This is a genomic window from Adlercreutzia sp. ZJ242, assembly GCF_011038995.1.
In the GTDB taxonomy this organism is placed as follows: Bacteria; Actinomycetota; Coriobacteriia; order Coriobacteriales; family Eggerthellaceae; genus CAAEEV01.
Window position 1 is genome coordinate 14,330 of record NZ_JAAKEE010000030.1, and the last position, 18,122, is coordinate 32,451.

An 18,122-nucleotide genomic window follows, 5' to 3' on the forward strand; every position below is an offset into this window, starting at 1 on the left:
GGCAAACTCGACTGATCCCCTGCGAATTGCCCCCTTCACGGCGCCATTCTACGGGCCTGGGCGAGTATGCGACAAATACGTATGTCAAGGGGGAATCTGCGGAAAAGCGTGCAGGTGCTATGCAGAATCCGAATAATCGAAAGGATGTGATGAGGGGCGGGCGGGATCGGTCAGTCGCCTGCGAGCACCTCGTCGTGGAGCGCCTCGGCGTGCTGCTCGAGGAGGTTGGCCAGCCAGGCGAGCGCGGGCTTGTCGGTGTCGCGCTTGACGAGGGCGAACGAGTCCACGTAGCGCTTCTTGTCGCACAGCGGCCTGATGACCACGTACTGCTTGAGCAGGTTGGCGATGAGCGGCTTGTACTTCTTGTTGACGCGCGAGAGCAGGTGGATGCCGTCGGCCGGCTCGGTGCCGTAGAACATGAGCGGGTTCTCCACCGGCACGAGCGATATGTTGGGGTAGAAGCCCACCTCGGCGCACATCGCCACGAAGTCCTTGCGGAAGCGCTCGCTGTAGCGGTTGGCCTGCAGGATGAAGCGCGACGAGGCGAGGTCCTTGAGCTCGAGGCACGTGCGCGTCGCGAGGGGGGAGCCCTGCGAGATGCCCATCACGAGCTCGCCGTGGAACTCGGGGATCCAGATGGCGCGCAGGTCGTCCGGCACGCAGGGCGTGGCGAGCGGGTCGTCGGAGAGGATGGTCTCGAAGGCGATGTCCACCTTGTCCTGCTGGACCATCTGCTGCGCGTCGAACCCGCTCGCGTCCATGTTGGGATAGTCGACGCGCAGGTCGGGGAAGGCCTCCTTCGTCTGCGCGATCACCTCGTTCAGGCCCACGTAGAGCGCGTTGGTGTGCAGCATGTCGATGATGCGGATGCGGCTGCCGCCCGACGACGGCAGCGAGCGCAAGTCGGCGATCATGTTCTCCTCGTCGCCGACGATCTTGCTGGCGTAGCGGAGCACCACCTCGCCCGCGGCGGTGAGGCTCAGGGGGCGCGTCTCGTAGAAGAGCTTGCATCCGAGGTTGTTCGAGAGGGAGGTCATGTGGCGGCTGAGCGAGGGCTGGGACATGTTCAGGTCGCGCGCCGCCGAGACGAAGCTCTTGTGAGCCGCCAACGCCATAAACTCTCGGTAGATCTCGATGTCCACGAGCGCTCCTCTCTCCGCTTTCCTACTCTAGCCGTTTGGTCCTGCCAAAACTATTCATAAGGTGAATACGGGGGCTGCAACCTGCGCATGCAGGGCGAACATCTGAGGGGCTCCCGGCTGCAACATACGTATTTTTCCTATGCCAGGCGCCGTTTCTATAATAGCAAACAGGTCATGCCCGGGATATGGCTTCGGGCGTTATACGCGACCGCTCGCTGACTGCCGAGGGGCTTGACGCATCGCGCTGCGGCGGTCTTCACGGAAGGGGCTTTTCATGGACTTCAGGAAGACGGAGGAGCAGGAGCTCTTGCTCGAGAGCCTGCGCACGGTGTTCGAGCGCGGCAACTTCGAAGACTACTTCAAGGAGTGCGACGAGACGCACCAGTTCCCCGACAAGGCCGTCGAGGCCCTCGTCGAGGCGGGGTTCTCCACGCTCGGCATCCCCGAGGAGTTCGGCGGCACGCCGGTCGACATCCTCACGCAGGTCATGGTCGCCGAGGAGGCGCACGCCCAGGGCTACCCGTCGCTGTGCTGGATCAACTACTCCACCGAGGTCGACGACATCCTGACGTTCGGCAACGAGGAGCAGCGCGAGAAGGTCCTCGCCTACGCGCTCGAGGGCCGAAAGCCCTTCACGCTGGGCTTCACCGAGCCCCAGGCGGGCTCCGACAGCGCCGCCATGTCCACCACGGCCACGAAGCGCGACGGCAAGGTGTACGTCAACGGGCACAAGACCTTCAACACGAGCGCCGACCGCGCGCCCTTCATGCTCTGCGTGTGCCGCAGCGGCGTCAACGAGAACCCCTACAAGGACTTCAGCATGTACCTGTTCCCCATGGACTCCCCCGGCGTGACCATCGAGAAGCTCGACAAGATCGGCAACCACATGTGCGGCACCTACGAGGTGTACCTCGATGACGTCGAGTGCGAGGAGACTGACCTGGTGGGCGAGGAGTGCAAGGGCTTCTACCAGCTCATGAAGAACTTCGAGGTGGAGCGCCTCACCCTGTGCGCCGCCAACGTGGGCATGGCCCGCTGCGCCTACGACGAGGCGGCGCGGTACGCGGCCCAGCGCATGCAGTTCGGCAAGACCATCGGCTCGTTCCAGCTGGTGCAGGAGAAGATCGTCGACATGAGGATCAAGATCGAGAACATGCAGAACATGCTGTACAAGGCCGCGTGGAAGAAGGACCGCGGCGAGTCCATCATGGTCGACTCCTCGCTGGTCAAGCGCTACACGAGCAGGGCCGCGTTCGAGGTGATCGACGAGGCGCTCCAGATCATGGGCGGCATCGGCTACACCAACGACTGCCGCATCGCCCGCCTGTGGCGCGACCAGCGCGTCTACCGCATCATGGCGGGCACCGACGAGATCATGGTGCACACCGCGGGCCGCGCGCTCGTCAAGGAAGCGCGCTAGGCGGGAGGCTGACATGAACACAGTCGCATGCTACAAGGTGGTGGCGGACGCGCAGGACATCGTGGCCAACGACGACCGCACGCTGCGCTTCGACAAGGCGAGCTACGTGCTCGGCGAGTACGACCTCAACGCCATCGAGGAGGCGGTGCGCGTCGCCTCCGACACCGAGGGACGCGCGGTGCTCCTGAGCGCCGGCGACGCGCGCCTGTCCGACAGCAAGCTGAGGAAGGCGGCCCTGTCGCGCGGCGCGGCGGAGCAGTTCTGCGTGGTCGACGAGGGCATGGCGCGCGCCGACGCGCTCCAGACGGCCGCGGTGCTCGCGGCGGCGCTGCAGAAGATCGGGTTTGACCTCGCGTTCTTCGGCGAAGGCTCCGCCGACGCATACGGGCAGCAGACCGGCGCGCTCGTGGGCGCGCTGCTCGGCGTGACGGTCGTCAACGCGGTGAGCGCCGTGCGCGTCGACGGGGACGCCGTGGTGGTCGAGCGCAGCCTCGAGGGCGAGGTGGAGGTCCTCGAGCTGGCCGCGCCCGCCGTCATCTCGGTCACCTCCGACGCCAACCTCCCGCGCATCCCGCAGCTGAAGGACATCCTGGCTGCCGGGAAGAAGCCGTCCACCACGTGGACCGTCGACGAGCTGGGAGCAGCGTGCGCGCCGTGCGTCGAGGTGACGTCGATGCTCGCCCCGCAGAGCGTCGCGCGCAAGCAGGTCATGTACGAAGGCGATGTCGACGAGGCCGTGCGCAGCCTCGCTGCCGACATCAAGGCTGCGAAATAGGGGTGATGCGATATGACGCGATGCGAGAACGTCTGGGTTGCGGCTGAGGACGCCTCTGACTACGCGGCCCTGGTCGCGGTCGCGCGTGACCTGGGAGCATGCGCGACCGCGGTGTGGATGGGGGACGAGCAGGGCCTGGACGCGGTGAGGGGGAGCGGCGCGGGCGCGGTCATCCACCTGGCGGGAGGCGCGCTCGTCGAGGACGGCGCTCAGGTGCTGGCGCAGCTGGCGGCCGAGCGCACGCCGGACGCGCTCCTCGTGGCGCCGACCAAGCGCATGCGCCTTCTGGGCGCGTGCGTGGCGGCGCGCCGGGGGGCCTGCGTGATGAGCGACGCGACGAGCCTCAGCGTCGACGAGGAGGGGGCGCTGCGCGCCGAGCGCATGGTCTACGGCGGCGGCGCGGTGACGGTCGAGCGCGGCGTAAGCGCCTTCGTCGTGGCGGTGCCGTGCGCCGCCCTCCTGGCGAGCAAGGCCGCCGAAGCCGCCGAGGCGCCGGGCGCCGCTGGTGACGCTGGCGCGTCGTGCGCGGTCGAGACCTTCGCGGTGCAGCCGGGCTCGTCGGGGATCAGGCTCGTCGAGCGCCGCGCGCGCGAGGTCGACGCGGTGAACCTGAGCGCCGCGCGCAACATCGTGAGCGTGGGGCGCGGCTTCGCGGCCGAGGAGGACCTCGCGCTCGCGTACGAGCTCGCGCGCGCCGTGGGCGCCGAGGTGGGCTGCACGCGCCCCGTCGCCGAGGGCTCGAAGTGGATGGCCCGCGAGCGCTACATCGGCGTGTCGGGGGCGATGCTCACGCCGAACCTGTTCATCGCCGTGGGCGTGTCGGGGCAGGTGCAGCACATGGTGGGCGCGACGGGCGCGAAGGTCGTCGTGGCCGTAAACAAGGACAAGGGCGCGCCCGTGTTCAAGCAGGCCGACTTCGGCATCGTGGGCGACTTGTACGACGTGGTTCCGCGCCTTGTCGCGGAGCTCGAGAGGTAGCCTTCGCAGGTGCATGCGAAGCGCGGAAGGGAAGATCATGGACGCAGGTTTTTTCCAGGAGCTGGCTGACAACGTGTCGAACGGCCCGACGCCGTTCGTGAACAGGGCCGAGCTGAGGGCCGAGGTCGTGGAGGAGCGGCACGTGCGCATCGTGCTCCCCCTGGGGCAGCTGCACCGAAACCACGTGGGCATCGCGTACGCGGGAAGCGAGTTCGTGCTGGCCGAGATCGCGGGCGGCACGCTGTTCATGGCCACGTACGGCACCGACGAGTTCGTGCCCATCCTGAAGAGCGTCGAGTGCGCGTACGTGAAGCCCGGCGTGAAGGACCTCCACGTCGACCTCGCGCTCACCGAGCAGGAGGCGCAGGACAAGATCGCGCTGGCCCGCGAGCGCGGGCGCGGCGACTACTTCCTCGACGTCCCCGTGCTCGACGCCGACGGCGAGCAGGTCGCCCTCATGAAGTTCAACTACTACGCGCTCCCCGCGAAGAAGTAGCGGCGCGCGAGGCGGAGGCCCCCGAGTGAGCGTCGCCTGAGGGCGGCAGAACGGAGCATCACATGAAGCACTATGACGCGATCGTCATCGGCGCGGGCGTGGGAGGGCTGGCGTCGGCGCTGCTGCTCGCCCACAGCGGGAAGCGCGTCGCGCTGTTCGAGAAGCGCCTGCAGCCGGGCGGGCGCATCGGGTCGTCGCAGCGCGACGGCTTCACGGTCGACTTCGGCGTCCACCTGATCTCGCGCGGGCCGAAGGGCCCGCTCATCGGGCTGCTCGACCGCTGCGAGGTCGACCACGGCATCGAGTTCACCAAGGTCCGCCCCGTCCAGTCGACGGGCGGCGAGACGTTCAAGTTCCCGCAGGACCTCAAGGGGCGCGTGCCTGACGCGGACTTCGAGGCCGTCATCAAGATGGTGACCGACGTGAAGGGCATGAGCGACGAGGAGACGAGCGACTACGACGGCCAGACGCTCGAGGAGTTCCTGAACGCCTACACCACCGACCCCTTCGTCCACGCGTGCGTGAGCCAGATCGGCTTCATCTACTGCTGCATCCCCGAGTACCTCCTGTCGGCGGGCGAGTTCGCGCGCTGCCTCAAGTGGGAGTCCGAGGCGCACGCCTCGGGCTACCCCTCGGGCGGGTGCGTGTCCATCCTGGGCGCGTACCTGAAGGGCCTCGAGCAGCACGGCGCCGAGGTCCGCTTCGGCGCGCCGGTGGAGAAGGTCGTCGTGGAGGAGGGGCGCGCCGTCGGCGTGGTGGTCGGCGGCGAGGAGCATCGCGCCGACATGATCGTCTCGAACGCGGGCCTCAAGGAGACGGTGGACGGCCTGGTGGGCCCCGAGCACTTCGACGAGGGCTACGTCGAGGACGTGCGCGGCCTGGAGATATCGTTCGTGTCGATCATCGCGCGCTTCGCGCTCGACACCGTCATAAGCCCCGAGATCAAGATGCTCTCGGGGTTCTCGTCCACCCCCGTGCGCGAGTACAACGACCGCCTCATGGCGGGCGAGGTCCCCGAGGAGCTGAACTCGTTCATCGTGGTCCCCTCGAGCTTCGACCCGTCGGTGGCGCCCGAGGGCAAGCAGCTCGTCATGATGACGACGGCCGTGCCGGCGGGCATCGAGGAGGAGCACTGCCCTGCGATCTTGGAGGCGCTGATCGACCTCGCCGAGAAGAGCTTCCCCGGGCTCCGCGAGCACGCCCTCTTCGTCGAGAAGGTGTTCCCCTCCGACGCGGCGCGCATCATGGGCGAGGACGGCGCGGGCATCGGCATCGCCCAGCAGGCGGGGCAGGCGGGCGTCGACCGGCCGCGCGTCAAGACGCCGCTCGAGGGCCTGTTCGTCGTCGGCGCCGAGGCGGGCGGCTCGGGCGTGGGCACCGAGCTCGCCGCGAACAGCGCCATCGAGTTCTTCGACACGTACGTCGCGTAGAAAGGCGGATGCCATGGCAAGACATGACGACATGCCGGTCTTCGGCAACCTCGCGGGATTGAAGGTGGTGGTCGCGGCGGTCTCCACGGCGGGCCCGTTCGCGGGCGAGCTGTTCGCGGAGAACGGCGCCGACGTCATCTGGCTCGAGCCGCCCAAGGGCATCGACCCGTACCGCTGGACGCAGGACGGGTGGGGCGTGCAGAACGAGCACCGCAACATGCGCAACCTCATGCTCGACGTGGTGTCCCCCGCGGGCCGCGAGGCGTTCCTGCGCGTCATCGAGACCGCCGACATCTTCATCGAGGCGTCGCGCGGCGGCCAGTGGGAGAAGTGGGGCTACTCGGACGAGCTTCTGTGGGAGCACAACCCCCGGCTGGTCATCGGGCATCTGTCGGGCTACGGCCTCACGGGCGACCCCGCGTACGTGAGCCTGCCCGGGTACGACTTCACGGTGAACGCCTTCTCCGGCCTCATGTACCTGAACGGCTACAAGGACGGCCCGCCCTACATGATCCAGAAGTTCGTGACCGACTACTACGCCGGGCTGTTCGCCTACGGGTCGGCGCTGGCCGCGTACGTCGGCGCGCAGCGCACGGGCAAGGGGGAGAGCTTCGATCTGGCCCAGTACGAGGCCGCGGTGCGCTGCCAGGCGGGCCTGTTCGGCAAGTGGTTCGAGAAGCGCGTCCAGGAGGAGCGCGGCGCCGGCGCCCCGCGTGACAGCATCTCCGCCGGCTCCGGCTACTACGCGTGCAAGGACGGCGAGGGCGTGTACCTGTTCACGGCGGGGCAGTCCGCCATAAGGCGCGCGCTCGAGTTCTTCGGCCTCGAGTACGGCAGCGAGCTGTTCCCCGAGGGCATCCCGTCGGTGGGCATCGACACGCCGGGCGCCCCCGTGTTCGACGCCGCCATCGAGGCGTACTGCGCCGAGCACACCGCGGCCGAGTTCGCCGAGGCCATGGCGGGCATCAACATCCCCTGCTCGGTGGTCATGAGCTATGAGATGATGGAGAACCACCCGCATTACCTCGCGCGCGGCACCTGGGTTGAGTGGGACACGGTTGACGGCAGGCACGTGAAGGGCGTAACGTCAGTTCCGCGCTTCAAGAACAACCCCGCGCAGATCTGGCGCGGCTGCCCCTCGCAGGGCATGGACAACGACGACATCCTCGCGGAGGTGGGCTATGGCGCCGACGAGATCGCAGAGCTCTACGAGGCGCGCGTGCTGCGCAAGACCGACTACGTTGGTGGGCTTTGACGTACCTGCCTGACATGCTGGCCGACGCCGTGCGGCGCAGCCCGCACAAGGTCGCGCTGCGCCACAAGGGCAGGGCGCTCACGTATGCGCAGGTGAAGGGGAGGGTTGACCGCCTCGCGGGGATCCTGCGCGCGCTGCGCGTGCGCCGCGGGCACCACGTGTCGCTCGTGACGGCGAACACGCTGGCGTGCGTGGAGCTCACCTTCGCCTGCGCGCAGATCGGCGCGGTGTGCGAGCAGCACAACACGCGCCTGTCGCCCGCGGCGCTCGTCCGCCTGCTGGGCACGTCGGGCTCCACCGTGCTCGTGTGCTCGTCGGCGGTGTGGGGGCGGCTCTCGCCGGTCATCGGCGGGGTGGGCCGCCCCCTCGCCGTCATCCTGCTCGACGGCGACGACGCCTTCGCGTCGTCCGCCTACGAGGAGCTCATCGCGGGCGCGGAGCCCTTCGACGAGCACGTCGACAGGGCGCCGTCGGATCCGGCGCTCATGATCTACACGAGCGGGACCGCGGGGGACCCCCACGGCGTCATGCTCTCCCACCAGGCGCTCATCGCCCGCGCGGAGATCGACGCCCGGGCCATGTGGTTCAGCGAGGACGACGTGGTGCTGAGCGTCCTGCCCCTGTTCCACGTCACGTCGGTCTCGACGTTCGCGGCGTTTCTCGCGGGGGCGGAGGTCGTCATCGACGACTCGAGCCGCCCCGAGGACATCGTGCGGCTGGTGAACGAGCACGGCGTGACGCGCATGGGCGCGGTCCCCTACGTCCTGCGCCTGCTCGTGGCGCACCTCGAGGAGACGGGCGAGCGGATGGACTCGCTCCGCTACGTCCTCTACGGGGGCGAGCCCATAGACGAGGCGCTGCTCGTGCGGTGCCGGCGCGTTCTGGGCTGCGGCCTCATCCAGGGCTATGGCATGACGGAGACGGCCTCGGCCGTCACGCTGCTCGAGCCGCGCGACCACGACAGCGTGGCGCTGCGCTCCACGGTGGGGCGCGCCCTGCCGGGCATGGAGGTCACCGTCATCGACAAGCAGGGGCGCGAGTGCCAGCCGGGCGTGCTGGGCGAGGTGGCGGTGAAGACGCCCACGCTCATGAACGGCTACTACCGCGACGCGCCGTCGACCATGCGGGTGATGCGGGAGGGCTGGTACTTCACGGGGGACATCGGGTTCTTCGACGCGGCGGGGTACCTCACCCTGGTCGACCGGAAGAACAACCTGGTGATAACCGGGGGAGAGAACGTGTACCCGCTCGAGGTGGAGCGCTGCATCAGGGGCCTCGGCGGGCGCGTCGCCGACGTGGCCGTCATAGGGGTCCCCGACCCCGTCTGGGGCGAGGCGCTCGCCGCCTTCGTGGTGGCGTCCGAGGGCGCGGGCGCGCTGACCGCCGACGAGGTGGCCGCGCGCTGCGAGCACTGCCTCGGCGGCTACAAGAAGCCCCGCCACGTGCTCTTCTTGGAGAAGATCGAGCGCAACGCCTCGGGCAAGGTGGTGAAGGACGCGCTGAGGAGGGCCCTCTCCGAGAGCGCGAGGAAAAGGGAAACCGAAGACAAGGAGGAGACGTGGCTGACTTCGATGCCATCGTCGTAGGCGCCGGGTGCGCTGGCCCGGTTGCCGCCTACGAGCTCGCGAAGGCCGGCAAGAGCGTTCTCGTGATAGAGCGCGGCAACTTCGCCGGCGCCAAGAACATGACCGGCGGCCGCGTGTACTCCCATGCGCTGAAGGCCGTGTTCCCCGACTTCGAGCAGGAGGCCCCGCTCGAGCGCAAGATCACGCGCGAGCGCATCTCGCTCTTGTCCGAGGACGCCAGCTTCACCGTCGACTTCACCTCCGACGAGATGCTCAAGGAGGGCCAGGACTCCTACTCCGTCCTGCGCGCCCCCTTCGACTCGTGGCTGGCCGAGAAGGCCGAGGAGGCCGGCGCCGAGCTCATCTACGGCATCGCCGTGGAGGGCCTGGTGAAGGACGACGCCGGCAAGGTCGTCGGCGTGCGCGCCGGCGAGGACGAGATCACCGCCGACGTGGTCATCCTGTGCGACGGCGTGAACTCGCTGCTGACCGCCGAGGCCGTGGGGGCCGCCCGGCCGCCCGCCTCCGCCGTCGCCGTGGGCGTCAAGGAGGTCATCGAGCTGCCGGCCCCGGTGATCACCGACCGCATCCTGGCCGCGTCCGACGACGAGGGCGCGGCGTGGCTGTTCGCCGGCGACTCCACGAAGGGCACCTTCGGCGGCGGCTTCATGTACGCCAACAGGGACTCCGTCTCGCTGGGCATCGTGGCCGGCATCGAGGCGACGGCGAGCCGCGGCAAGGCGCCGGTGTACCAGATGCTCGAGGACCTGAAGGGCCAGCCCTCGGTGGCCGCGCTCATCCGCGGCGGCAAGGTGGTGGAGCACTCGGGTCACATGGTGCCCGAGGGCGGCATCAACATCATGCCCGACTTGGTCGGCGACGGCGTCATGCTGGCCGGCGAGTCGGCCATGATGTGCATCAACCTGGGCTACCAGGTGCGCGGCATGGACTTCGCCCTGGCCGCCGGCATGCACGCGGGCCGCGAGGCCGCGCGCGCGCTCGACGCCGGCGACACCAGCAAGGCGGGCCTCTCGGGCTACGTGAGCGCGCTGGAGGACAGCTTCGTGCTGAAGGACCTCCGCCAGTTCAGGAACGTGCCCGGCTTCATGGAGGGCTTCACGCGCATGTTCGACGGCTACCCCCAGATGCTGCGCGACATGATGAACGCCCTGCTCGTCGTGGACGGCAGCCCGGTCAAGCCCATGAGGAAGTCGATGATGCCCATCGTGAGGAACGTGGGCGTCATGAACATCCTCAAGGACGCGAGAGGAGCGATGAAGGCGCTATGAGCAGGTTGGATTTCACCGTGAACGTCGACGGGTACCTGGCCAGCAACAAGTACGAGGTCGACGAGGAGAACGCGCACATCGAGCTGGCGGAGGACCCCGACCCGGCGGAGTTCGACAAGCTGGTCATGGTGTGCCCCGCCGCGCTGTACCAGCGCGACGAGGACGGCGCCCCGACGTTCGACTACGCGGGCTGCCTCGAGTGCGGCACCTGCCGCATCCTGTGCGGGGACACCATCATCGCGAAGTGGGCGAACCCGGGCCCCACCATGGGCGTGTCGTACCGCTTCGGCTGAGGGTGGCGCGGGCTGCCGCGGGCGCCGCGGTGCCGACGTGCTCTCGCGTGCCCTGGCGGCGGGCGAGGGCACGCAGGGGCTCGCAGGAAAAGGTTGCGAAGGGAAGGCCCCGACCGTGCGGTCGGGGCCTTCTTCCTGCATGCTGTGGTGCGAATGCTCGTGGGTGGCGCGGCTGCGGGCATTCGCGCGGGCAGCCGCGCCTGCGCGCGCTACGCGGTGGCGTACAGCGCGACGGGACCCATGTTGCGGTCCTCGTCGGCCGTCGTCGCCTCGAGCATGCGGGTCATGTAGCCCTCCGCCTCGAAGTAGACGCGGTACTCGGAGGCCGGGATCTGCTCGAACCAGAAGTCGCCGAACTCGTCGGCGAGCACGGCCTGCACCGCGCCCGTGCGCACGTCCTCGAGCGTCACCTTCGCGCCGACGACGACCTCGTCGGCCTCGAGGTCGACCACCACCCCGCCCAGGAAGCGGCGCGGCTTGTTGAGGTAGTACACGCGCGGCTCGTCCGCCTCGGCGCGCTCGGCCATCCAGAACTCGGCCTGCGCGATCTCGGCGGCGAAGTCCTCCTCGTCGCCGAAGCGCAGCGCCTCGTGCGGGCACACGTCCACGCAGTGCGGCGGCAGCCCCTCGTCCACCAGGTGCGCGCAGCCCGTGCACTTCTGCGGGAGGCCGAGCTCCTCGTTGTAGAAGATCGCGCCGTAGGGGCACGCCTCGGCGAGGCCCTCGCACCCGCGCGCGGCAACCGGGTCGACGATCACGAGCCCGTCGTCGCGGCGGTACACGGCGTCCGGCGCCCCCGCCGCCTCGGCGGCCGCCATGCAGGGCGCGTTCCCGCAGTGCTGGCAGGCGCGCCACGCGTAGCTCACGCGCACCTTCGGCACCTGGCCGCGCACCTTCTCCTCGATGCGGCCCCAGAACTGGCCGGTGTCGGGCTGGGGCGCGGCATACGGGGCCCAGTCGTTGTCGACGTGCTCGTCCTTGCAGGCCAGCTGGCAGTTGCGGCAGCCGGTGCACTTCGCGAAGTCGAATACGAAAACCTTACCCATGATCTATGCTCCTTCCGCCATGCGAGCCGTGGCCACCAGCCCGCAATCGGGGTCGTAGTCGCGCGAGAACGCCTCGGGGTACTGCTCGGCCAGCGCGAGCACGTCGACCTTCTCGATGTTCACCAGAAAGCCCGAGGTCACTTCGCCGGCGGCGTTCTTGGACGTCGTCGCGCTCGGCGCGATCAGGTTGTTCGCGCCGCCGCGGTCGAGGCCGCCCTCGCCCATGACGATGCTGTCGACGCGCGATCCGTGGTCCTGGTACAGGGCGCCCGGCATGATGCGCTCGCTCACGATGACGCCGCCGAGCACGCCGCCGCGCTCGTTGTAGAGCTTGGCGATGTCGCCGGTCTCAAGCCCCAGCTTGCCCGCGTCGATCGGGTTCACCCAGATGGGCTCGTAGCGGTAGCCGTCGGGGCCCACCACCTTGCACGTCTCGATCTCGCGCAGCCAGGTCACGTCGTCGTGCTGGGCGTGCACGCGGAAGTGCGGGTGGTTGCTCACCAGCAGGAACGGGTACGTGCGCCCGCGCTCGGTGTTCGTGCGCTCCTCGTGCTCGTCGCTCACGTGCACCCAGCGGGGGATGGGGCCGCGCTCCTTGTCGTCGGGGAACATCTGCGCCAGCGTGGTGGAGTAGTACTCGAGCTTGCCTGACGGCGTGCGCAGCGGGTTGCCCTCGGGGTCGTCGTGGAACCCGATGAGGCCGGCGGGCATGTCCTCCCAGTCCTCGCGCGTGGGGAACGGGTAGTACTGCTTCTCCTTGAACTCCTCGTAGGTCATCGCGCCCTCGGGGATGCCGCACGTCTCGAAGCCCGCCTTGATCCACTCGTCGAAGGTCCTGCCGCCCATGAAGCGCTCGTGGAGGTTCTCGTAGATCCCGCCGAACTTCTCGAGGGCCCGGGCGATCTCGGCCACGCCCTCCACGTCGGACTTCGAGTCCATGCGCGCCTTGATGGCCTGCTTCTCGTAGAACACCACGGTCCACTGGCCGGAGTCGTTGTCGGTCCCGATGTCCTCGGTCTCGAACTTGGTGTTCGACGGGATGATGATGTCGGCGAAGTTGCAGTCGTTCTCCATCCAGGGATGCTGGACGACCACGAACTCGATGGAGTCGTGGCGCAGCGCGTCCTGCATCTTGAATCCGCCGTTCCAGCACGTCTCCCAGCAGGGCGTGTCAGACCACACCATGTGGATGCGCGACTTGCCCTCGACGGGGAAGGTGAGCGGCCCGGTGAACTGGTCCTCGCGCGGGAGGCCGGCCGCGATGTGGCCGTACCACTGCACGGGCGGGTTCAGGATGGCCTGCGGGATCATGGTCTTGGGGATGAAGCTCGGCTTGGTGCCCGTGATGAAGCCGAGGTAGGCCTCGCCGATGTTGGGGATGCACGTCGAGGGCGGCAGCGGCGTCACCGTGGGGATGCCGAACAGCGTCCACTCGAGCATCTTGAACTGGTTGGCGCCCGGCTTGCCCAGCCCCTGCATGCCCAGAAGCGCCACCTCGAGGCGCGCCGGCTCGTGGCTGAAGCAGCTGCGGATGAAGCTGCCGCCGTTGCAGTGGGCGATGGACACGGCGTGGCGCGCCCAGTAGCGCGCGAGCGCCTTGATGGTGTAGGAGGGCACGCCGCAGATGGCCTCGGCCCACTTCGGGGTCTTCGGCACGCCGTCCTCGCCGCCGAGCACGTAGTACTTGAAGTTGTCGAACCCCACGGCGTGGGTGTCGAGGTACGCCTGGTCGTAGGTGCCCTCCTTGATCCAGGTGTAGGCGATGGCCAGCTGCAGGGCCGCGTCGGTGTTGGGCAGCACCGGGATCCACTTGTCGGCGTGCACGGCGTTCGTGTAGTTCACGTCGGGCGCGATGTGGATCTGCTTGACGCCGATCTCCGTGAACCACGAGCAGATGCGGCTCGCCATGTAGCCGCCCCAGCCCAGGGGCGTCGTCTCCACGTCGCAGCCCCAGAACAGCACGGCGTCGCCGTTCTCGGAGATGTCCTTGATGATGTTGTTCTGGAACGAGGTCTGGCCGAGCGGGTCCATGCCCCAGATGTGCTTGGCGCCCCAGTACCAGCCCTCCCAGCTGTCGGAGTTGCGCGACTGGAGGGTGTAGCCCCCGCACTCGTCGAGCAGGCGCGTGATGGAGCCGTGGGCCGCGTGCACCACCTTCGTCTCCCCGTGGCCGTCGACCTCGCAGAGGATGGCCTCGGGCCCGTAGGTGTCGTGCATGCGCTTGATCTCGCGGGCGATGATGCTCGTGGCCTCGTCCCAGCTGATGCGCACGTACCCGCTCTTGCCGCGGTTGCCCGGGTTGCGCTCGCCGTCCGGGTCCCAGTCCACGCGCTTGAGCGGGCAGGGGATGCGGTTCTTGGAGTACACGCGCTTCTTGTAGCTGAGCGACAGCGGCGATATGTAGGTCTTGAGGCCGGGCTCGAAGGTGCGCCCGCGCGCCTCGATCTTCCAGTAGTTCAGCTCCTCCGGCGTGTAGTGCTCGTCGAAGTGGAACGGGCGGATGCGCAGGATCTTGTCGTTTTCCTCGTCGATGTCAACCGTGCAGGCGTTGGCTCCGATGCCGAAGCTGTTGAAGCCGAGGCCCTTGATGATAGAAGTGCCGGTTACGCTGCTTCCCATCTTCTCTCCTCACTCGTCTGAAACGGAGCGGGCCCCTCGTCGCGCGCTTGGCGCGCTTGGGAGACGGCTGCGCCCGAGGGGCCCGCGTCTTCCCCTCGGCCTTAGGACGCGGGGGGAGTGGGCACCTTCGGGACCGAGGGCGCGCTCGGGACGCCCGGGGCGCCGGGCACGCTCGGAACGCCGGGGACGCCCGGCGCCGGCGGGACGCCGGGGACGCCGGGGGCTCCCGGCGCGGGCGGCGCGCCCGGGGTCTTGGCGGCTTTGGCGCCGCAGCTGGGGCATTCGTCAAGCTTAGGGTTGACTAACGCTCCGCATTGGGGGCACTTTACCGGCCCCTGGTCCACGGTGGGCGGTCTGAAGCACATGGACGGTCCTTTCTCTCAAAGGTTTGACTGCGGGGCGCGCTTATGAGACGGTATGCGCTGTGCGGAAAGTCGCATGGCAGGGGAACCGAGGCGCATCCTTCGCCTTAAGCGGTCGCCTAGGCGAAAGTATCGGCCTGTTCCCCCCTCGAATCGACAGCTGCTGATGTTGAATTCGGGTCTTCTGGCGTTTCAGTGTCATACTCAAATGTTGAGGGGGTCTCTGTGTGCGCTCTTGATCAGGGGAAATCAGAAAATCAGCCGCAGGCGGCCGTCGACTTGGCTCCGCTGTACCTCGTGGCCGCGGTCGGCTTCTCTTGCCTCATCGGGTGGGAGCTCACGGCGGTGTTCGCGCCGTCGGTCCCGCTGCTCTCGTGGTGCTCGATCGAGGAGGGAATCAAGCTGCGCATCGCCTCGGTCCTGGCGCTCGTGGTGACCTACGTGGTCTTTGGCCTGAAGGCCGACTGGGTGTACGAGCATCGCGACCGCCTCCTTCCGCTGAGCTCGCTTCTCGCCCTCGCGGCGGTGGCGGAGTCGCTCGTGAGCACCTACGTCGCGGCCCTTCCCTTCGCGGTGTCGGCGGCGGTGTGGGTCCTGTTCGGCTTCGCCCAGGCGAGCGCCATGTCGTGCTGGTGCGTGTTCTTCAGCATCGTGCCCACCAAGCGCACGGCGCACGTCATCGCATGCGGCGCGGCGCTGGGGACGCTTCTGTTCGTGCTGGTGAACGCGACGAGCCTGGTGTGGGCGAGCCTGCTGCAGACCGCGCTGCTCATCGGGGGGTCGATGGGCGCGGTGGCCTTCCTCTCGCGGCGCATCCCCCGCGAGACCGTGCCGCGCGTCGACGAGCTCCGCGCCGCCCCGGCGCTCTCGGCCACCGCGGCGGTCTCGGTTGCCTGCCATGGCGCGGTGTACGGCTTCATGACGGTCGAGCTGTGCTCGATGGGCTACGAGGCAGCCCTCGTCGGCGGGGCGAGCGGCATCGGCGGCATCCTGCTCGTGTTCGTCTGGAACTACCTCGGCGCGCGCGTGAACGTCGACGTGGGCGTCGTCCAGCGCATCACGCTGCCGTTCCTCGTGGCGAGCGTCCTCTTGCTGCCGTTCTGCGACGGCGCGGCGCGCGTCGCGTGCGGCTGCGTCGCCAACATGGCCTTGGCGCACACCTCGGTGTTCGCCTGGTACTCCACGAGCATCGACAACTACGAGTTCCGCCTGCATCCCGTGAGGCGCTACGCCATGCGCCAAGCCCCCTCGTGGCTCGGGTTCTTCCTGGGGTCGGTCTTCGCGTTCGTGCTGGTCTTCGCGCTGGAGCTCGAGGGCATGGCGCTGTGCCTCGCCATGGCCCTGTTCTCCGTCGTGGTCGTGGTGTCGTTCTCGGTGTACGGCGGCGACGAGTCGGAGATGCGCGCGCGCCTGGACGACCTCCTCGACGTGGCGGGCAAGGGCGTGGTCGAGGCCGTCGCGCAGGAGGAGGGGGAGGGGGAGGACCCCGCGCCCCAAGCGCTCACCCTCGAGCGGCGCTGCGCGCACGTGGCCGAGCGCTACGCGCTCACGCCGCGCGAGGGGGAGGTGCTCATCCTCCTGGCGCGCGGGCGCAACGCCGAGTACATCGCGGGGGCGCTCACCGTGAGTCCCGCCACGGTGAAGTCGCACATCTACCACATCTACCGGAAGCTCGGCATCAACTCGCAGCAGCGCCTCATGGACATCGTCGACGAATGGGGGTAGGGGCGGCCGAAGCGCATCTTGTCCGGGGTGCGCTTCGGAGGGGCGGCTTGTGCGGGGGCGCGCCTTGCGCCGCCCGGCTTCGCCCTTACGCGGGCTTCCAGACCCTGACGAGGCACTTCTTGGTGCGCTCGCCGGAGAGCGGGGTGTGGTCGATGTTGGAGTAGGTCACCACGTAGTCGCCGGCGCCCGTCGAGGCGAGGAAGTCGCCGTAGTCGTCGGCGCCGTTCTCCACCTCGATCGAGAAGTACTGGCGCCCCGCGAGGTCGACGCCGCACACGGCGCTCGTCGACTTCACCATGAGCCACGTGCCGCACCAGGCGGGCGCGGCGAGCGGCGTGCGCGGGAAGCGGAACCACGTCGCGTCGCCGTAGGGGACGGCGGCGAAGCGGGCGACGGAGGCGGCTGCCTGGGCGTTGCGCTCGGCGAGCGAGAGCTCGGAGGAGGCGGGCGCAGAGCCTGACGCGGACCCTGACGAGGCGCCTCCCACCTGCGCGAGCGCGTCCTCGGCCAAGATCCCCGTGGTCACCTCGTCGGCGGGCAGGTACGTCCCGAGGTTCGCGATGCCCCCGCCATAGCTGTAGATGCCGTCGAAGGCGAAGCTGAAGCCGGTCGGGCCGTAGCCCAGCTCGAAGGGCTTCATGGACGAGGGGAGTACCAGCGCGTCGGTGACCTGGCCCGACTCCGCCTCGATGCGCGTGAGCTGGTAGTAGGTGCCGTTCGTGTCGGCGCGCGGCGCCGCGATCACGCCGTCGCGGACGGAGCACGGCGCGCACGCCATGCGGCCGTGCGAGACGTAGACCGCCTCGGCGTCGGACGAGCCGAACGCGGCGCGCTTGAGCGTGGAGTCCTCCTGCTTAGCGGGGCCGTCGAGGTTGGGAAGCGTCTGCCAGAACGCGTAGCCGCCGGCCGCGGCCAGCGTGGGCATCTCCCAGTCGGAGGTGCCCTCCTCGGCGAGCGCGGGCGTGCCTACCGAGGCGCCCTCAAGACGCGCGTGGTAGACGCGCCACGTGCCCTCGAGGATGTCGGCCTCGGTCCAGACGAGGCCCTTGTCGCAGGCGCGCACGTCGTAGATCTCGAAGCCCTCGGACTCTCCCACGGCGTGCTCGATGACCGTGGTGCACGTGCCCGCGCCCAGCGTGAGCAGGCCCACCTGCGCGAGGGGCTTGGCCGTCTCGGTGGGGATCAGGCAGATGGCGGTCGAGTCGCTGTTCGCCCAGATCAGGCTGCCGTAGGGGAGCTCCTGGGAACTTACGAGCGCTATGGCGGCCGAGGCGTCCTCGATCTGCGCGCAGTCCTCCGTGGTGAACACGGAGGACTCGGGGACCTTCAGCGTGGCCACGTCCGAGCTGTCGTTTGCGGCCAGCTGGCTGGCCGCGTAGCCGCCGCCTCCGAGCAGGGCCAGCGCGGCGACGCCCGCGACGCCGTAGAGGAAGTGGCGGCGCGTGAGCAGGACCTCGCCTGCGACGGGCAGCTTGACCTCGACGCCTGCGGAGGCGGACACGCGCGGCGTGACCGAGCGCGCGGAGTGCGCGCCCGCGGGGACGTGCGCGCGGGGGGCGTGCGAGCTCGAAGGCGCGCCGGTGCGCTGGGAGCCGGAAGGAGCGCCGACGCGCTGGGAGCTCGCGGTCTTGCCGCCTGAGGCGCCTGCGCTTCCGCCCCGTCCCGTGCTGCGCGTGCCCCGCCTCGCGCCGCGAGCGCCCGCGCCGGCATGCGGCCTGCTCGCGGCC

At 69.0% G+C, this 18,122-nt stretch carries 14 protein-coding genes; 10 read left to right on the plus strand and 4 right to left on the minus strand.

Features of this window, described 5'->3' with window-relative positions; translation table 11 throughout:
* Positions 1–170: 170 nt before the first annotated feature.
* The gene (locus G7Y49_RS07960) at positions 171–1,142 is read right to left on the minus strand and encodes a LysR family transcriptional regulator (RefSeq protein WP_165172706.1); all 972 of its coding nucleotides are present in this window, start codon (positions 1,140–1,142) and stop codon (positions 171–173) included.
* 274 nt (positions 1,143–1,416) lie between these two features.
* Between G7Y49_RS07960 and G7Y49_RS07965 the strand changes: the two genes are divergently transcribed.
* The 9 genes from G7Y49_RS07965 to G7Y49_RS08005 all read left to right on the plus strand — a co-directional run bounded on the left by G7Y49_RS07965 (position 1,417) and on the right by G7Y49_RS08005 (position 10,643).
* Complete coding sequence (locus G7Y49_RS07965) at positions 1,417–2,562, plus strand: acyl-CoA dehydrogenase (RefSeq protein ID WP_165172708.1); 1,146 nt, start codon at positions 1,417–1,419, stop codon at positions 2,560–2,562.
* Positions 2,563–2,575: 13 nt separating this feature from the next.
* The gene (locus G7Y49_RS07970; RefSeq protein ID WP_165172710.1) at positions 2,576–3,337 is read left to right on the plus strand and encodes an electron transfer flavoprotein; all 762 of its coding nucleotides are present in this window, start codon (positions 2,576–2,578) and stop codon (positions 3,335–3,337) included.
* A gap of 12 nt (positions 3,338–3,349) precedes the next feature.
* Positions 3,350–4,315 (plus strand): FAD-binding protein, encoded by a 966-nt coding sequence (locus G7Y49_RS07975; RefSeq protein ID WP_165172712.1) that lies wholly within the window; start codon positions 3,350–3,352, stop codon positions 4,313–4,315.
* Positions 4,316–4,352: 37 nt separating this feature from the next.
* A complete protein-coding gene (locus tag G7Y49_RS07980) occupies positions 4,353–4,811 on the plus strand; it encodes a DUF4442 domain-containing protein (RefSeq protein ID WP_165172714.1) in 459 nt (152 codons plus the stop codon).
* Positions 4,812–4,873: 62 nt separating this feature from the next.
* Positions 4,874–6,241: an NAD(P)/FAD-dependent oxidoreductase gene (locus G7Y49_RS07985; protein ID WP_165172716.1), complete on the plus strand. Its 1,368-nt coding sequence runs from the start codon at positions 4,874–4,876 to the stop codon at positions 6,239–6,241.
* Positions 6,242–6,254: 13 nt separating this feature from the next.
* Positions 6,255–7,496 carry a CoA transferase gene (locus G7Y49_RS07990; protein ID WP_165172718.1) on the plus strand — a complete coding sequence of 414 codons (1,242 nt, stop codon included), beginning with the start codon at positions 6,255–6,257 and terminating at the stop codon, positions 7,494–7,496.
* Positions 7,493–9,082, plus strand: coding sequence for a class I adenylate-forming enzyme family protein (locus tag G7Y49_RS07995; RefSeq protein ID WP_165172720.1), 1,590 nt, complete (start codon positions 7,493–7,495; stop codon positions 9,080–9,082). The genes G7Y49_RS07990 and G7Y49_RS07995 overlap by 4 nt, the downstream gene beginning before the upstream one ends.
* Positions 9,055–10,350 (plus strand): FAD-dependent oxidoreductase, encoded by a 1,296-nt coding sequence (locus G7Y49_RS08000; RefSeq protein WP_165172722.1) that lies wholly within the window; start codon positions 9,055–9,057, stop codon positions 10,348–10,350. Before G7Y49_RS07995 ends, G7Y49_RS08000 begins: the two co-directional genes overlap by 28 nt.
* Positions 10,347–10,643 carry a ferredoxin family protein gene (locus G7Y49_RS08005; protein ID WP_165172724.1) on the plus strand — a complete coding sequence of 99 codons (297 nt, stop codon included), beginning with the start codon at positions 10,347–10,349 and terminating at the stop codon, positions 10,641–10,643. The genes G7Y49_RS08000 and G7Y49_RS08005 overlap by 4 nt, the downstream gene beginning before the upstream one ends.
* A 209-nt stretch (positions 10,644–10,852) precedes the next feature.
* On the opposite strand, the gene G7Y49_RS08010 is transcribed toward G7Y49_RS08005, so the two are convergent.
* Both G7Y49_RS08010 and G7Y49_RS08015 read right to left on the minus strand, forming a co-directional pair.
* The gene (locus G7Y49_RS08010; protein WP_165172726.1) at positions 10,853–11,689 is read right to left on the minus strand and encodes a 4Fe-4S dicluster domain-containing protein; all 837 of its coding nucleotides are present in this window, start codon (positions 11,687–11,689) and stop codon (positions 10,853–10,855) included.
* 3 nt (positions 11,690–11,692) lie between these two features.
* The gene (locus tag G7Y49_RS08015) at positions 11,693–14,308 is read right to left on the minus strand and encodes a molybdopterin-dependent oxidoreductase (protein ID WP_165172728.1); all 2,616 of its coding nucleotides are present in this window, start codon (positions 14,306–14,308) and stop codon (positions 11,693–11,695) included.
* Between the two features lie 587 nt (positions 14,309–14,895).
* Between G7Y49_RS08015 and G7Y49_RS08020 the strand changes: the two genes are divergently transcribed.
* Positions 14,896–16,395, plus strand: a complete 1,500-nt coding sequence (locus G7Y49_RS08020) for a helix-turn-helix transcriptional regulator (protein ID WP_165172730.1) — start codon at positions 14,896–14,898, stop codon at positions 16,393–16,395.
* Between the two features lie 85 nt (positions 16,396–16,480).
* Here the strand turns inward: G7Y49_RS08020 and G7Y49_RS08025 are convergent.
* The coding region (locus G7Y49_RS08025; RefSeq protein ID WP_165172732.1) for a hypothetical protein at positions 16,481–18,122 on the minus strand (1,642 nt) is incomplete at its 5' end.

Coding starts and splice junctions, on each gene's coding strand:
- G7Y49_RS07965 (WP_165172708.1), top strand. CDS start 1,417: ATGGACTTCAGGAAGACGGAGGAGCAGGAGCTCTTGCTCGAGAGCCTG.
- G7Y49_RS07970 (WP_165172710.1), top strand. CDS start 2,576: ATGAACACAGTCGCATGCTACAAGGTGGTGGCGGACGCGCAGGACATC.
- G7Y49_RS07975 (WP_165172712.1), top strand. CDS start 3,350: ATGACGCGATGCGAGAACGTCTGGGTTGCGGCTGAGGACGCCTCTGAC.
- G7Y49_RS07980 (WP_165172714.1), top strand. CDS start 4,353: ATGGACGCAGGTTTTTTCCAGGAGCTGGCTGACAACGTGTCGAACGGC.
- G7Y49_RS07985 (WP_165172716.1), top strand. CDS start 4,874: ATGAAGCACTATGACGCGATCGTCATCGGCGCGGGCGTGGGAGGGCTG.
- G7Y49_RS07990 (WP_165172718.1), top strand. CDS start 6,255: ATGGCAAGACATGACGACATGCCGGTCTTCGGCAACCTCGCGGGATTG.
- G7Y49_RS08005 (WP_165172724.1), top strand. CDS start 10,347: ATGAGCAGGTTGGATTTCACCGTGAACGTCGACGGGTACCTGGCCAGC.
- G7Y49_RS08010 (WP_165172726.1), bottom strand. CDS start 11,689: ATGGGTAAGGTTTTCGTATTCGACTTCGCGAAGTGCACCGGCTGCCGC.
- G7Y49_RS08015 (WP_165172728.1), bottom strand. CDS start 14,308: ATGGGAAGCAGCGTAACCGGCACTTCTATCATCAAGGGCCTCGGCTTC.